Raw genomic sequence first — 16,442 nt, forward strand, 5'->3', positions numbered from 1 at the left:
TGTGAGGGATCAAGCTTTTTAAACAAGCAAAGCCCTTCTTATTTGGCAAGAAGGGCTCCGATTCATCCTTATGGTGTAATCATCAGTGCATCGGAAAGCATGTACGTGCCTGTTTTCTTCACGGCTTTGAACGTATGAGTGCCACTTGCCAGTCCTGCAATACTGTACAGCGATTGCTGCGCAAGTCGGGTCGCATTGTAGGTGTTTACGGTTTGTTTGAACACATTATCGATATAAATGTCGACATTCCCTTGCCCGGCATCCTTTTCCGTAATCCATTCGATCCCTGTTCCCGTAAAGGAAAACTGCAAGTAATCATTGTTCGTTTGGGTGAAATGAACATCATTGTTGTAATCGCCAAAGCCACGATTGCCGTTCAGCGACCAACTGCCTGAGTAAGTAAAGGCAGGGTCTGTATTATTGTACGTAATTTTGCTTTCTTTCACATTGAATTTATCAAGCAGCATGTAAGTTCCTGACTTTTTCACAGCCTTAATCGTATGCGAACCACTAGCTAGCCCGGATATGCTGTACAGCGTTTGCTGCACAAGACGGCTCGGATTGTACGCATTAACGGTTTGTTTGAACACATTGTCTACATATATATCCATATTGCCTGAGGTCGAATCCTTTTCAGCGATTAGCTCAATTCCCGTGCCCGCAAACGTATACTGAACATAATCGTTATTCGTTTGCGTGAAATGCACATCATCCTGATAATCGCCTAATCCCCTTGCACTGCTGAGGGACCAAGCGCCGGAGTAAGTTATCGACGAATTCGTATCATTCACTTGTGCTGGAGCTGGCACAGCAAAAACCAGCTTATCAACAAGCATATAAGTCCCCGTTTTCTTAACGCCTTTAATCGTATGAACACCATTCGGGAGACCGGTAATACTATACACTTTTTGCCCAACTAAGCGGGTTGCATTGTACGTATTCACTGTCTGCTTGAACACATTATCCACGTAGATATCGATATTTCCTTGTGAGGCATCTTTTTCTGTGATGAAATCGATCCCCGTTCCTGTAAACGTATACTCAAAATAGTCATTGTTCGTCTGGGTATAATGAACATCATCCTGATAATCGCCGAGCCCCCTGTTGTAGCTTCGCGTCCAAGAACCATTGTATTGAATGCCTGTATCATCATCATTGGCAGTAACGGATCCACCTAGCACAGTTACTTTCAGCAGTCGAGAGGCATGAGAAGCCAAATTCACAGAACTGTAGCTGCTGTTAAAAGTACCCAGATCACTGTGGCTCCAAAGATCCCGCACACTTGCTGGGCCATTCAGACCGAGATCACTCCAATTCACAGTTACGGTAGCATTCGCGCTTCCCAGATTATATAACCCAACCGTATAGGTCCCATCCCCGTTATTCGCGTACCAAACCTGTTGGTTGGAAGCCATGGAGACGGGGTGCGCCGGGTGCCCGGCCTGATTGACGGCAATCACTTCATCATTCGTTAGGAGTTGAATGCCATAGCTGTCCAAGTTCGTCAGATCATTCCCGGTATACAACTGGGCGGCTGACATGGCCCAAAGCGACATCGCCGTTTGCCGCTCATCCGGTGTGATGCCGTCCATCGCGCCGTTCCCGATGTCGAGGGAGTCAAAATCGTTCCAGCCCCCCGGGCCCGCTTCCCGCCACCACTGATTGGCATCCGGGAACAGCCTCGCGATATTCGGCCACGCCGTTAGCGCGGTGGTTCCACAATAGCATTCGACATCCCAATCAACACGCCAACCGTTGGCATATTGCTTCCACGTACTTGCATAATTATGATCCAGCGCCCAGGAGAGTTCGAACCAAATTTGATGCGGAGCCAAGGCTTGGGCCCATGCTTTCACATCGTCACGCGCGTCAATGGTTGTATCATTATGACCGGAACCGGGCGTTACACTATCGAATTTGACGAAATCAACGCCCCAGGAGGCGATTAGATCCGCGATGGAAGTGATGTAGCTTTGAGCGCACGGATTAGCAAAATTGATTTTGTAACCAATGTTCCAGTAATCCGCTGTCGTTAAGGGCTGCACGACGATATCCTGCGCATGGCAGGATGTGCCATAGATCGGCAGATTGGCATTGTACACCGCAGGTGACATCCCCGGGATAAAATATAAGCCAAACTTTTGCCCATTATTGTGTACATGGGTAATGACATCACTCAGACCATTCGGATATAGCGTCGTGCTTGGAACTGGTCGTCCGTAAGCATCTGAGCCTCCGCTCCATCCTGCATCTACATTAATATAGTTGTAGCCGTGAGACTGCAGCGTTGTATGCATCGCATCAGATTGCGCTTTGATCTGAGCAGCAGTAATCCAATTCGCACTATTGGTATAGCTTTGCATGCTGTAACTGCTCCAGCCCATCAACGGTTTTTGCGCCAAACCGTTATTCGCTGCTTGCGCAACTTGCGTATTCACCGGTGAAAACGCAACCAACAATAAACTCAGGAAAATCGCTAAAGTAAGAAGAAATTGCGCTTTTTTCATTTTTTTACCCACATCATACATCCCCTTTGCGGTTGGATTGGCATAAAAAAGCCAGGTGCTTAATAACGCGATCAAACACCTGACCTGACTACTGTTTAGCGCTTATTTTTTAATGGCTGCTGCATCATACGCCTTTTGTAAGATTTCGAGGTATCGGCCGATCTTCAAGTTATCCAGACCTTTGACATAGGCATCCCAGTCCTTCGTCAAATCTTTATTGCCTGTAATAAATTGAAGCGCACTTTGCTCGATGTAGTTTTTAATGTTCGTTTGCAGAATAGTGGCTTCATCCGTTAAAGCAGGATCGATCCAAACTGCCCACAACGGGAACAATTCTTTAGGCTCGTGTCCTTGGTACAGAAGGGTTGCATCATACAATCTGCGCTCATAGTTTGCAGAGTCATAAATGTCCGTTCCTTGTACAAAGCTATCCCGGTAAGCTGCTGGTTGGTAGAAGTGACCCATGCCGCTCCAGCCGGCGTTGCGCGGAGGCTGACCATCCACGGCAGGAATCGTTGCGATTTGGGGTGTTACTCCTTTGCCTAGCGCAACCTCGCCTTCCTTTGGTTTTCTCCAATCGATGCCTTCCATGCCGGAAGCTGCATTCGTTTGACCTTCCATCGTGAACATATAGTCAACCATTTTGATCAATGTGATTTGTGCTTCTTTGCTTGCTTTATTCGTAATGACGAACTTGGCGCCTGGCGTCAAGCCGCCTCCATCGTGCGTTGCAAATGAACCGTGTGGTCCAGTTAGTGGCGGTACGGCATTATAATCTGCGGAGTTTTTGTTGCCTTTATCGATATTGACGAAAATGGCAGGGTGCATGCCCGCTCCAGCTCCTAGAATCTGGCCGCTGGCGTTCTCGCCAATTTTTTTGTAAGCTTCCGCATTTTGTGTGAACGCACCTGGATCAATCAGCCCCTCTTCATAGAGAGATTTGATGTAGGTGAGTCCTTCTTTCCATTCAGGCTTATTGGCAGCTGTATCCACTTTGCCGTTCTTTAAGTTCAAATAATTACGGTCATCATTATAAATAAACCCATTCATCAGGAACGGTATGACACGTACTCCGAAATCTTCAATCGACCCGCTCAGCGGTACTTCATCCGCTTTGCCGTTTCCGTTAGGATCGTTTTTCTTGAAAGCTTGCAGCACTTTTTTGAAATCTTCCGTTGTTTTTGGCATTTCGAGATTCAATTTCTTCAGCCAACTTGTATTGATCCACATCTTGTTCGGATAGGAACAGTGGAAACATTCCGTATAGGAACCTAACCCATAAATTTTGCCGTCCGGCGCTGTAATGAAGCTTTTGAATGTTGGCTCTTTGGCCATCGCTGCTTTGATATTAGGTGCATACTGATCGATCAAATCATTGAGCGGCAGGATAACACCTTGCTTGCCAAATTTCAGCAAATCGGCTTGCGAGAACTGATCGATATACGAAGTCAGGATGTAGGAATCCGGATAATCCCCGCTTGCCAGTGAGATTTGACGTTTTTCTTTGGCGCCATCGTAGGGGATGACATCGAATTTGAATTTCGCGTTGAATTTATCTTGCAAATGTTTTGTGAACAGATTCGTATTCAAATCGATCGTGTTATCCTGTTGAGCAAAAACACTGATTTCCACGGGTTTGCCTGATTGCGCCGCACCTGGTGATGCTGTCTCTGATGTAGGCTTCGTAGTGGCCGAATTTGTATCGGTATTGGAACATGCAGCTACAAGCAAGCTGGCCATTAGTATGCTGGACAAAGCTATGACTGATCTTTTTTTCATGTGGATCCGCTCCCTTTTTATTATGGCTAATCGATCTATAGGTAAACACGAGGGCAGGCATTATCGTATAGTGATCACCCCTTTCAATTCTTCAAAGATGCAGCCGTTCCTTCTTTACCGAGCCGGTTACCCTTTCACAGATCCTACCAGCATCCCTTGCACGAAAAACCGCTGCACAAATGGATAAATAATCAGGACAGGCAAGGTAGCAACGACAATCAGCGAATATTTCAAAAGCTCGGCTAACTGCTGTCTTTCCACCAACTTGATTGCATCTGTGGCGTTCGAGCTGTTATTCAATATAATGATGCTTCGCAAAATCAACTGCAGCGGGAATAAATTAGCTGTTTTCAAATAGATCAGCGCATCAAAATAAGCATTCCATTGACCAACTGCATACATCAAGACAAGCACAGCAATGATCGGTTTGGACAAAGGAACGACCACACTTCTCATGAACCGGATGTCGCTGCAGCCGTCAATCTCACTGGCATCAATCAATTCAGCTGGAATCGAAGCTTGGAAGAACGTTCTTGTAATGATGACCTGCCATACCCAGATCGCATTCGGAATCAACAGCGCCCAGCGCGTATCGATAAGTCCCATTTGTTTCACGACCAAATACGTTGGAATCAAACCACCGCTAAACAGCATCGTGAACGTGATCAGCATCATGAGAATGTTCCGGCCAAAAAAGGTGTGTCGCGACAACGGATACGCAATCATAATGGTAAGGCTTACACTAACAATCGTCCCGATTGCTGTATAGAAAAGCGAATTCGCATAGCCGGTGACAACCTTCGGATTATCCATCAGGCTTGCATACCCTTTTAACGAAAAATCCACGGGATAAAGCCACACACGACCGGAAGTTACGGCGGATGGACTGCTGAAGGAACTGCTTAAAATATAAATCAGCGGATACAAAACGACGATCAATAAGAGGCCCAACATCACATAAATGCCAATTAGAAATAGTCTGTCTCCGACTGAATCTTTAATCGCTGATTTCGTCGTACTCATGTGTTTCAGCCCCTTTTACCAAATACTTGTGTTAGATAATCGCTTCGCCATCATATTGACCACTACCAGCAGCACCAAATTAATCAGTGAATTAAACAAGCCAACTGCCGTTGCGAAACTGTAGTTCGCATTCAACAGACCGATTTGATAAACATAGGTAGCAATAATTTCAGAATTAATTTTGTTTAGCGGGTTTTGCAGCAAATAGATTTTCTCAAATCCAATCGACATGACACTGCCTACATTTAAAATAAACACAATCGTAATCGTCGGCATGATGCCCGGCAGATCGATATGGCGAATCTTCTGAAACCGGGAGGCGCCATCGACTTTGGCCGCTTCGTATAGCGCTGGATCTACCCCAGCCAAAGCTGCCAAGAAAATTACGGCCGAATAACCGGCTGTTTGCCAGATGTCCGACCATACATAGATGGATCGGAACATGCCAGGTTCACCCAAGAAGTTGATCGAATCCAGTCCCATGTGATTCATGATGACGTTAACGAAGCCCAGTCTTGGCGCTAGAAATAACATAATGATCGACACCATCACAACTGTAGAAATGAAGTAAGGGGCAAAAGAAACTAATTGAACAAGGCGTTTAAATTTGCCATTTCGTATCTCGTTGAGCGCTAAAGCGAGTATAATCGGTATCGGAAAACCGACAATCAGCAAGTAGCCGCTAATGAGGACCGTGTTTTTAATTAATGTCCAGAAAATCGGATTTTCGAAAAACAGCTTAAAATGTTTGAAGCCCACCCACGGGCTGCCCCAGATCCCTTTGATGACGTTGTAATCTTTAAAAGCCAAGACGGCATTCACCATCGGGTAGTATTTAAAAATAAGAAAGAATAAAACCGGCGGTATAATGATCAGATATAATTGCCAATGCTTCTTGAAGCTTTTTGAGGCGGCTAACGCTAAGCCCCCACGTGCTTTACCTGCTGCTCGACTTGGTTTCATGACGACACTCTTTTCCAAATGATTCCCCCCAATGCATTCTGCCCAATATGATAGCGCTTTCTATATGGCTGATTATAGGGCGTTTTTCCGCTTTCCGTATAGGTACATCTGCGTCATTTAGCGAACAAATAGCCCGATTTCAGCGGACATTTTGAGCTGGAACAGCCAATTTTCCCTTGATATAGCCGGGAGTGTTTGAGCATGGCTTGGCTTGACTTGACTTGACTGGGCATCGTGCATGTCACACGTTCCCGTGAAAGTTCCTCTCCCCCCCCGTTGACCTAAAGGAAAACCTGGCCTCAACTAGGCCACCCAGTCAATGGACCTTAAGGCAAACCCAAGCCTCCTAACGAACTCAATACCCTTTATTCGCTCAAAATCGCTCATTCTGAAAATCTTATGAACTCCAAACGCTCTATTTCAAGCAAATGATCACCATTCGGATAATATAGTGCCGGATAACGCCAACTCCGTTCATTAAATCTCCAAAGTAGCCAGTTTCTCCACTATAAGCATCATACAGTTCATTAGATGCCCTCTGAGACCGAAAACCCCTAAAGCGAAGTCTGCGATGGGCGCTCATAAGAAAACCGACCTCGCTACCCTGAGAGATCAGCTTTTTTAAAACGGCCAATGCTGATAAGGGAACTGTAGGACGCTATTTCGGCAAATAGCAAGGATGCTGGGGTATTAGCGGAACTACAGGGTCTTATTTCCTCCAAAAGAGCTGAATTTCCCACCAAACAGCAAAATAGCGTACTGTAGTTCCCTCAGCCTTACGATAATGACACTTTCGGCTATATTAGCGTACTGTAGTTCCCTCATCTGCCAACCAAAAAACCCAACCGCTAACGCGGTCGGGTTCTCAAGTTTCTACTCTTTAATCGACTGTCTAAACGTCGTCGGCGACACGCCCATCACCCGTTTGAATGCTCGGCGGAACGAATGGGAACTGTTGTATCCGACATGTATAGCAATTTCATCGACGTTATATTCGTTGTGTTTCAATAATTCAGCAGCGTGATCCATCCTTATCTTTTCCAAATGGTCGGATAAATTAGTGCCGGTGACCTCTTTGAACAACTGCGAAATATACTTTTCTGGACGCTCCACTTTTTCGGCAATGCGATACAGGTTCAAATCCGGGTCCGCATACATCTCTCCAATGTAATCGTTGATCTGTTTCACCGTTTTGATATGAATATCACTTTTCTTGCTCGAAATAAGTCCGCACATCGCAACGATGATCTCTGTTATTTCTCGGGAAATAACCTCCGTGCCCTCTTGTGTCTGAATGCTGATGATTCGGTCTTTCATTTTCTCGAACATGGGCGATTCCATCAGCGCTTTTTGATCGAGCAGCTTGAGCAGCGTACCTTTCAATTCACCGATAAACTGATGCTTCATCTCCATCGACAGTTCCCTGTTTTGCGTGTTTTGCTCCATAATGGACTGCACGATACGCTCAGCTTCTTCTACGTCTCCTGCTCTGATCGTACTAATGAGACGCAGTTCCACATCAATCGGATAGTAATAGGTAGTGCTTTCGATTCGTGTCTCGCTGAACCAAACCATTCCTTTGCGATTCATATACACAGCGTATTCCAACGCTTGCCTTGCTTGTTCGTAAGCGTGGCTAACTTCAAGAATTGAAGCAAATGGATCTGACATAGCAGCCGTAATTGTGATCCGATACTCGCCGAAAGCCGTATCCGCAAGCGAAGTCAGGAGCTGTTCGATATCCTCTTTGCGAACTTCCTCCAATTCCTCCTGACTAGCAGGTGTGAAAATGGTTACGATTCGGTCTGAACCCAAATCTGTCATATGGACGTCCAAGCGGCGGCCTGACTCCAGCAAAATTTGCTTCAAAATTAGTCTTGCAGCGTTAAGCTCATTCAAAATTTCAACGCTATCCATCCCCGAATAGCCGTTAATTTGCAGAATCCCAGTAAAGCCGACCGACATGTTCAAACCTGTGTCCGCTTGTGCGGCGGCCGAAGCAATCTCTTCTTTGGATTGAAACTCCCCGGCGATTAACCGCTTCAAGAATGCATCGCGGATAAGTGGAAGCTGCCGATTCAATTCGGTTTCCAAGCGTTTATTATTGGTCAAAATATGCGAGATATTCCCTTGCAAAAAATCGTATTCGTTACGCCCTAATGTCTCATCCTTGCCAAACTGTTCCTTCATTACACCAAGCAGCCGATTGATTGGAGCTGAATTGCGATAAGACAGCATAAATCCAACAATAAGCCCAATGAACAGCGCCGCACCGGTTACCGACCAGGTGATATACTTAATTTTATTCGCATTTTCCATCAAATTATGTCTGGGAATTCCCGCGCGATACACCCAGCCGGATTGATCCGAACGAATCGTGATGACGAGGTCATCCTGATAAAATTGACTCATTCCCTCTTTATCCAATCGTTTATCTGACGATAATTGTTCGATCTCCTGCTGATTAATCCCTTGCAAACTAAGCGTATGCCCCTGCGCATCACTTATATAAGTCCAACCTCCGTCTGGATCACGCAGACCCGATAATAAACCGTTAATGGTTTGTTCATCGAGGATCGTTACGACGGTTGCAGGCGCAGAATCGTTAAAGCTGTCTAATGGGAGCGATTGCATAAAGGTCATTACCGAGGTTTGTGTGCCATTGTTCATAAATGGGCTGAGCGGCATCATTTCACTTCGGTGCGTCTTATCCAAGATCGAGCTCTTCCATTGCTCCAACGTTAGATTGGTATAATGAGAAGTCAAATAATAATGCTCAGGCCGAAAATAAGCATTGCCCGGGGTAATAATGACGTTGAAATTTTTCAGATAAATGTAAAAGTGTTTTAAAAAATCGTTGGTTTGGCTGTAAGCCTTAATATCTCTGGATATTTTCCAGATCCCATAAACATTCGCTTTCTCATCTACCAAATTTTCACTTAAAAGCAAGCTCAAATCTTGATTTAACGCTAACTGTCGCGTAAAACTTTCCACTTCGGCAATCCGCCGCTCCAAGATTTCTTGACTCTTTTGCAGCTGGGTCACCTTGTTCTCAATAGAAATTGTTTGCGTTACCGAGATCGCCGTACGATAGGACATGTAGCCGGCAATACTTGGGATGATTAGAATAATAATATAAGAGATCAAAAACCTACGAAAGATACGCGAATACTTAGGCACGACAGCTCCCCCTCCTTGTGCTTAAGCCCGTATGAACCGAATATGCTCGCCTTGTGTGGTTTCGATCGTTATGAGGCTGTCTGTCCATACGGTTTGACCGCTAGAACTTATCATTTTCGCTCCTTGATCCCACGGATTATAGAGCCGAAGCAGCGTACCCGCTTCACTATAGATCTCGATCCATTGAATGTCACCTTGATCAACCTGTGCACTGACGAGAAATCCGCCAACTGCGCGCAATGTGGTAAACTCAGCATCGATTTCCAGGTTCCAATTCGGAAAAAAGCGCAAAATACCGTTGTAGCTTTGCAGCAAACATTCATTGATAACAGCTGGCAAAGCAAAATTCTCGAACCATATCCCCATTTTACCCATATAGGCATATCCGGTCGTGTCCGAATATCTGCCTCCAGCTTGCAGCAGTTTATCTGTACAGGTGCCGTTCGGCAGTAAACAGTAAGCGACGTGGCGTTTAAAGCGTTCCAGATCGAGTTGTCCTAAGCGAGCCCCCGCCATATGATAGAAAACGAGATCATTTCCCCCCTCATTACGGTGATTGCGATAGGAATTTACGGCGATGTCATACGTTTCCGGCAGCGAATGCAGCCCGTGATCTTCTCCGGGGAAAATGGTCGAAACTCCGTTAGGCACATTGTAGACCACTTCCGGATCTTCGCCTGGCACAGAAACGAACACCTTGCCCCGCTGGGAATCTGCCGTCGGATAGTCTGGAAATTTCAGCAGAACCTCTTCCACTTCTGCAAGAAGTTCGGCTTCCGCTTCATTAAGCGACAGCTCATCGCAGGCTCTAATAAACGCTTGAAACAGGAACTTTGTTAAGGTTAAATCCACGATGCAATCTCTATTCTTCTTAAAGCCTGGTGTTAATTCATAGAGCTCTGGTACAACAGTAGGAAAAATATGATAACGATCATCCCCCCAAGCTTCGCCATGGGCATCCGGTCGTTTCATATAGTCAACCATAAACAAAACAGCTTCCTTCATAGGGGTGAATGCCCGCTCTGCCAGAAAGGATTTGTCCATGGTATATAAATAATGCCACCAAAGACTTTGCACCGTCCATGGTGTTTCACAAATCTCCCAGCCCCAATGCGGCACAGGATAAGGCATCACATTCATGTCAACGGGATAGGCGGAATGTGGATAATAGGCTCCACGCAAACCATAATAGTCCCGCGCCCATTTTCGACTAATTGGCAGCACATGATCCACCATGTTCACATAAGCCAAATGCTTATCGACATGGTTGCTTGAAAACGCTAGCCAGAAAGGCTGCTGCGTATTGTAATTCATATGATAATCGCCATGCCACTCGGCACCAATCATGCCATAGCTCCAATTGGCAAAAATGCCCGGGCAAGTGACTTCTGCTTTCACAGAACAATGGAAGAAATACAAATTTCGGTACCAGATTTGTTCCAACAAGGCATCCCCAAGGGCTACACCAGACCGTGACCAATATGCTTCCCAACTCCGATTAGCGCTCGAGTAAGCTTTATCGTAGATCATCTGTGTAGGCGGTTCGATCGGCTTTACTATTTCGGTAATGACGGACGCAAGTCCTTCTTCTAACTGGACACAGACGAAGAATTCATCGCTGGGCGCTAACCGCAGCTCCAGTTCATGTCCGCTTGGCGATACTGGAATTGAATCGGATAGTATGGCGGATAGTCGGAATGCGCGGTCTGAAGGAGCGCTGATTGGTTCAGCTCCAGCTTCCGTTTGATCGCTGCTGGCATAAGGCAAAGTCTGGTAGAACCCCGCCATCTTGCTCGCAAGGTTAACCGTTGGCTGATGTGGAGGAATCTCTTTAGGCGTGGAAGGATCCGGAATTAGCTTCATGCGATTGATGAAAGAACCCGCAGTTAAGAGCGATCCTGCTTCCTTGATCGTTGCCCACAGGCGATCTGTCTGCTGATCAACAAACACTTGGAGCGTGGCCGGAGTTCCTTCTACCAGAAAATGAATATCGCAAATCCCGTTCTCGATATGCACGGTGTGGCCGAGCACTTCTGTTGTACGTTGATCGAAGCCTAGCAGCAGAGAACCGCATGGCATCGGACGCGGGTACGGAAAGCTGTAATTTTCAGCAGCCATCGCTACATAATCTTGATACCAAGAATCTTCAGTTAGTGAGGCGTAATGCTCGGGTATGTCTTTCAATCTAGCAAATAATTTGTCAAACGTACCAATCTTCTCTTGATTATGTTCAGCAATTCGGATATCCCATACATTGTTATGTCCAAAATGGATAAGCACCGAATCGGGCCGAGTCGTGACAACGGCTCCCAATCCCCCATTTCCTAATAAAGCGCCTTCAAAAAAATCTGCAGCCGGACGATCTGCTTGAATAGGATGCCGGCTTGCCTGATGTAATGTGTTCAAATCGATAACCTCCCTAATGAAGTGCCCAGAAGCAAAAAGCCGAAGTTGATATGATAGCGCTTACTTCCTACTCGCCTGATTATATCGACTTTACTTGTTGCCGCCTAGGTACACTTGGGTGGCTAGCATACAATTTTCCTATTTCTACGCTGTCACTGCAATACGCCATTTAGCTTGAAGACTGCTCCAGCTTGCAGTACAAGGGATTTCACGTGATTCCGATACTGCAGTTGCACATTGCCTGGTGAGAAAGCTTGAATGGTTGCTTCGACAAGTTCTCCATCCTGCCAGACGAGATCAACTTCTATGTTTCCCTTAGCGCGAAGGCCAGACACCTTGCCTGTTGACCAGGCTTGGGGAAGCGCGGGAAGCAGCTGAATGTCGCCAATTCGGCTTTGCAGCAGCATATCAGCAATAGCCGCCGTTCCCCCGAAGTTGCCGTCTACGACGAAGATTTGTTTTTCTGCTCCGGCAATACCCGGCTTCGAATAGGTCAACAGGTTGTCGAAGCATAGTTCGCCGATCAAATGGGTCAAATGCTTCACGGCATTCTCGCCATCGTGCAACCTCGAGAAGCTGGCAGCGAAAGCGGCAACCGTGAACTCCACATCCTCCAGCTCTGCTCGAGTCATGCGGTTCTCCAAGGTTGTTCTTGCCGCTTCGCTTAATTCCGGCGTCCCCTGAATCGTTATTTGATCCCCTGGATACAAACTGACCAAATGGGACAAATGACGATGATCCGGCTGAGCCTCTGCATAATCCTCAAGCCATTCCTGCAACTGTCCTCGCTTGCCAATTTGCAGGGGCGGCAGCATCGCGATTGCTTGCTCCAACCGCTTTTGCAGGTCTCCATCTACCTCAAGCAACTCGGCCGCTTCCAAACAGAAGACGAACAGATCACGCACTAACACTTGATCAAGCGTTGCCCCCATTGACAATTGATGCTCATGGTCTCCAATATAAAAGCTGTTCTCCGGTGAATTGGACGGCCCCGTCACAAGCCAGCCATAGGTCGGGTGCACCGTCATGTAATCGAGGAAAAATGCAGCCGCATCCTTGAGCACCGGATAAGCGCGCTCAGCCAAAAACGTTCTATTCAGGTTGTATTCGTAATGCTCGCGCAATTGCGCCGCAATCCATAGACCGCCTGTCACATTCAATCCCCAAGACGTTTCCCAACCGGGAGCCGTAAATCCCCAAGCATTGGAAAATACATGCGCTGCCCAACCTTCGCAGGCATAAAACTGCTTCGCAGTTCTTTTACCCGCTATGGCTAATTGCTCAATGTAGGAGACTAAAGGGAGGTGACACTCTGCTAAATGACTGACCTCGGTGGGAAAATAGTTCATTTGCGTGTTAATATCCAGATGATAATCACAGCTCCACTGCATCCGATTCGCTTCCCCATCGTTCCAGATTCCTTGTAAATTCAAAGGCAGCGGAGAGTCTGCGCGTGAACCGGCGATCATCAAGTAGCGCCCATATTGATAAAATAGCGCATAAAGCTGCGGGTCATCCACTTTATTTGCACGGAACAACCGAACCCTTTCATCCGTAGGCAGAGTTGACGCTTCGGAATGACCGAGATCCAGGTTAACCCGGCCATATAACTGCTGGTAATCGGCTAGATGATTGGCTTTCAGCTGCGGATAACCGAGCGCAATGGCGCTCTCCACTTGTTGTTTGGAATCCTGCAGCCACTGCTCATCGGTTTTGCGATAATCGGTATTGACAGCCACATAAATGCAAGCTTCATCTGCACATGTCACGACAATTTGCGATCCATCTATCGCAACAGTGCCGCCTTGAGCGACCACTTTGAACAGGCCCTGACAGCACACGCCGCACTCCCCGTTACTATGCATCGTCTCCGCTGCTTGTCCGTCTATGGCGATCGTATCACCATGAACGGTTTGAATCCCAAATCGATCCGTCAATCCCTCGACGCTGAGTGTAAAGGAAATTCCCCCTGCCAGCTCACTCCATAACCGTGAAACAATAACGTGGTCCGCATGCGAAGCAAACGTCTCTCTGTGGTAACGGCTGCCCTTGCTTTCATATGACGTATGTAAAATAGCATTATCCAACTGTAATTCACGTTGATAATGAGTTCCCTCATGCTCCGTTTGCAAAATGAGATGACACATCGGCAAATTCGTGCCGAAATTTTGCTTTTTAGGCTGCAGCAGCCGCTTGGCCTGATCTTCTCCCTGCTTGAAATCTCCGGCAAAGAATAGCTCGCGCATCGCTGACAAATCGCCTAATTCGTTGTCCTCGCTTGCGATTTCTTCCGTTTGCCCAGACCAAAAAGTAACTTCAGACAATCGCCATGTTTCTTGCCTGCTTCCCCCATAAATGACGGCTCCCAGTCTCCCGTTCCCGATAGGCAAACCCTGCGACCAATCCTGGGCTTCCGTTGCATACCATAATTTCATCTCATTCATGTCAGATGTCCCCCTTGATTATCATATACTATTTATCATGTATGATTAAATAGTAACATCGCTCCTATTCGATGTAAAGATAAGGTTCCTATTCTTACTAATAACTATTTCTTGGGAAATAATACGGCTTCTTATCCTGTTCATTGTCCTCTCCTATTTAATCGCACACTATCAGGAAGAGCTGCAAATTGAGAGTTTGCTTGCTTTTTTCCCTATTTAGAGGTCACGATGAAGGCTTTGGGGATATCTCGCATTTTTACACTATTTTCAAAAAAAAACATCACTCCCCCCTAAGCAGTATCGCATAGAAGCAATGAAACACAAGAAAGGCAACACAGCGGATGCCTGGTTGCCTTGCAAATTCGATCTTTAGATATCTGACTTCCGCCGCAGCGATTCCGCAAGCAGCATGAGCGTTAACCCTTGTCCATACAACGTTGGATAAATCGATATTTCTTGGTAGGCGGGAATGCTCTCCATTACTGGAGTTCCCCCCGATACTCCCCCCACAACACCTGCTGCCGAAATAAATGCAGTACTAGCAATAAGCGTACGCTCCACCGCTTCGTTATAATGGTCTTCCTGTTCTAACAGGCCGATATCCATCGCTTTCCATACCCCATAGGCAATACCTGCGCTTCCCGATATTTCGCGGTAATAATCAGGATAATCCATCACCGTACTCCACAAGCCGTCAGTCTGTTGGTAAGCAAGAAGACCGTTCATCAACCGTTGATAGCGTTCCTGCAACTCAGTCGGAATCGTGATGAGCGGTTTAATTTGTTCCACGATCAAGGGAACTCCGCTTGCAATCCAAGCATTTGCCCTAGTCCAACGAGCTGCGGACATATGATCGCCAGTCGCGCAGTTCCAACCATGAAACAGCACATTCGTTTCGTCATCTTGAAGCAATCTGAGATGGATCAACACTTGCTGCAGCGCTTCTTCTGCATACTTCGTACTGCCAATCAGCGAAGCGGTCCGTGCTAGAAATAATACCGCCATAAAAATTGTATCGGCCCAAACTTGCTCGTGAAACTCTGCTTTTTCGGTAACGGTATGCTCAAAAGCCAACTCCCTCGTACGCGGCGCCTCATGAATCATCCATTCCGCCACACGGATGGCCTCGTCGCGAAACCAGGCATCCTTCGTATGCCGATACAGTGCAGGGAATATCGCGAAAGGCGCGATGGAATTTATAACCTTATTCCCTTTGGCCTTCTCCTTGTTCTGCTCCACCCATGTCAGCAGATAGTCCATAACTTCCGGCTTCTGCGCAGCCTCATAATAAGCCAGCATACTGATTACACCTACGCCTGGCACCCAGTCCCAGTGATGAATATCCATTCCCCATTCACCTTGGTGATCCTTGATCATTTCTTTCCATACGTTGTCAGCAATCTTCTCCAGTGTCAACAAAATCAGCTCCTCTACAATTCCACATGATTCCCAAGTGATACCTTCACTGTATCACCGATGAATCAGCAGAAGCTTGGGATTCCGTCTTGAAAACATGGGGAAAAGTCCAGCGTGGGGTCGGCGATCGGGCCGGTTGGAACATTCCGATAATTTCAATCGGTAAGATCAGTCGGATCGGTTCGATGCTCCTCAACCTTACGAACTCAACAAGCCTTATTTGCTCAAAATGAAGCATTTTGAAATTGTTACGAACTCCAGATGCGTTATTGCGAGCAATTCGCCTTCATTTCGCCTTGAATTTGCTGTATAACGCCAATGGAGTTCATTAGACCAATAACAAGGCTATTTTGGCTCGTATAAGCACATTGCAGTTCGTTAGCTCGATCATGTGGACATAGCGCCTCCTTCACCCAAACCATGAGCAATTCGAACGAATAAGCACTTTCAGCTGCCCTATTTCCATCTACTAGCCCCCGGAAAAGGGCAATTTTTCTCCTTGAGCTTCGCTGCAACTCGCACGATGCACCCACAGAACGAGCAAGTTGTGCCGCCGAGCAGCTTAGGACACGCGCCACACATTCGCAATCGCTCCTGGTAGACGCTTTCTGGCACACAGCTTTCGCCTTGAAACATAGGTGCGCTTAGCATCCTATCGATTTGTACTTCCGTTATCTTGTATTCTTCGCGGCAACCTTTGCAAGACCGATCGCTTTGATTCATT

Annotated in this window: 9 protein-coding genes; all 9 read right to left on the reverse strand. The window is 46.6% G+C overall.

Annotation, left to right across the window (positions count from 1 at the left end; genetic code table 11):
* Nucleotides 1-68 precede the first annotated feature (68 nt).
* Nucleotides 69-2,519, reverse strand: coding sequence for a glycoside hydrolase family 27 protein (locus LOZ80_RS18760; protein ID WP_238172742.1), 2,451 nt, complete (start codon nucleotides 2,517-2,519; stop codon nucleotides 69-71).
* A 90-nt stretch (nucleotides 2,520-2,609) separates the two neighbouring features.
* The gene (locus tag LOZ80_RS18765) at nucleotides 2,610-4,286 is read right to left on the reverse strand and encodes an extracellular solute-binding protein (protein WP_238172743.1); all 1,677 of its coding nucleotides are present in this window, start codon (nucleotides 4,284-4,286) and stop codon (nucleotides 2,610-2,612) included.
* Between the two features lie 126 nt (nucleotides 4,287-4,412).
* A complete protein-coding gene (locus LOZ80_RS18770; RefSeq protein ID WP_238172744.1) occupies nucleotides 4,413-5,309 on the reverse strand; it encodes a carbohydrate ABC transporter permease in 897 nt (298 codons plus the stop codon).
* Between the two features lie 15 nt (nucleotides 5,310-5,324).
* Nucleotides 5,325-6,179 (reverse strand): ABC transporter permease, encoded by an 855-nt coding sequence (locus LOZ80_RS18775; protein WP_443147071.1) that lies wholly within the window; start codon nucleotides 6,177-6,179, stop codon nucleotides 5,325-5,327.
* Nucleotides 6,180-7,145: 966 nt separating this feature from the next.
* Complete coding sequence (locus tag LOZ80_RS18780) at nucleotides 7,146-9,452, reverse strand: helix-turn-helix domain-containing protein (RefSeq protein ID WP_238172745.1); 2,307 nt, start codon at nucleotides 9,450-9,452, stop codon at nucleotides 7,146-7,148.
* A gap of 21 nt (nucleotides 9,453-9,473) precedes the next feature.
* Nucleotides 9,474-11,858 carry a glycosyl hydrolase family 95 catalytic domain-containing protein gene (locus tag LOZ80_RS18785; protein ID WP_238172746.1) on the reverse strand — a complete coding sequence of 795 codons (2,385 nt, stop codon included), beginning with the start codon at nucleotides 11,856-11,858 and terminating at the stop codon, nucleotides 9,474-9,476.
* Between the two features lie 152 nt (nucleotides 11,859-12,010).
* A complete protein-coding gene (locus LOZ80_RS18790; RefSeq protein WP_238172747.1) occupies nucleotides 12,011-14,302 on the reverse strand; it encodes a glycoside hydrolase family 95 protein in 2,292 nt (763 codons plus the stop codon).
* A gap of 369 nt (nucleotides 14,303-14,671) precedes the next feature.
* The gene (locus LOZ80_RS18795) at nucleotides 14,672-15,718 is read right to left on the reverse strand and encodes a glycoside hydrolase family 88 protein (protein ID WP_238172748.1); all 1,047 of its coding nucleotides are present in this window, start codon (nucleotides 15,716-15,718) and stop codon (nucleotides 14,672-14,674) included.
* A gap of 456 nt (nucleotides 15,719-16,174) precedes the next feature.
* Nucleotides 16,175-16,441 (reverse strand): DUF6171 family protein, encoded by a 267-nt coding sequence (locus LOZ80_RS18800; RefSeq protein WP_238172749.1) that lies wholly within the window; start codon nucleotides 16,439-16,441, stop codon nucleotides 16,175-16,177.
* Nucleotide 16,442: the final 1 nt, after the last annotated feature.

The organism is Paenibacillus sp. HWE-109, assembly GCF_022163125.1.
Classification (GTDB): Bacteria; Bacillota; Bacilli; order Paenibacillales; family NBRC-103111; genus Paenibacillus_E.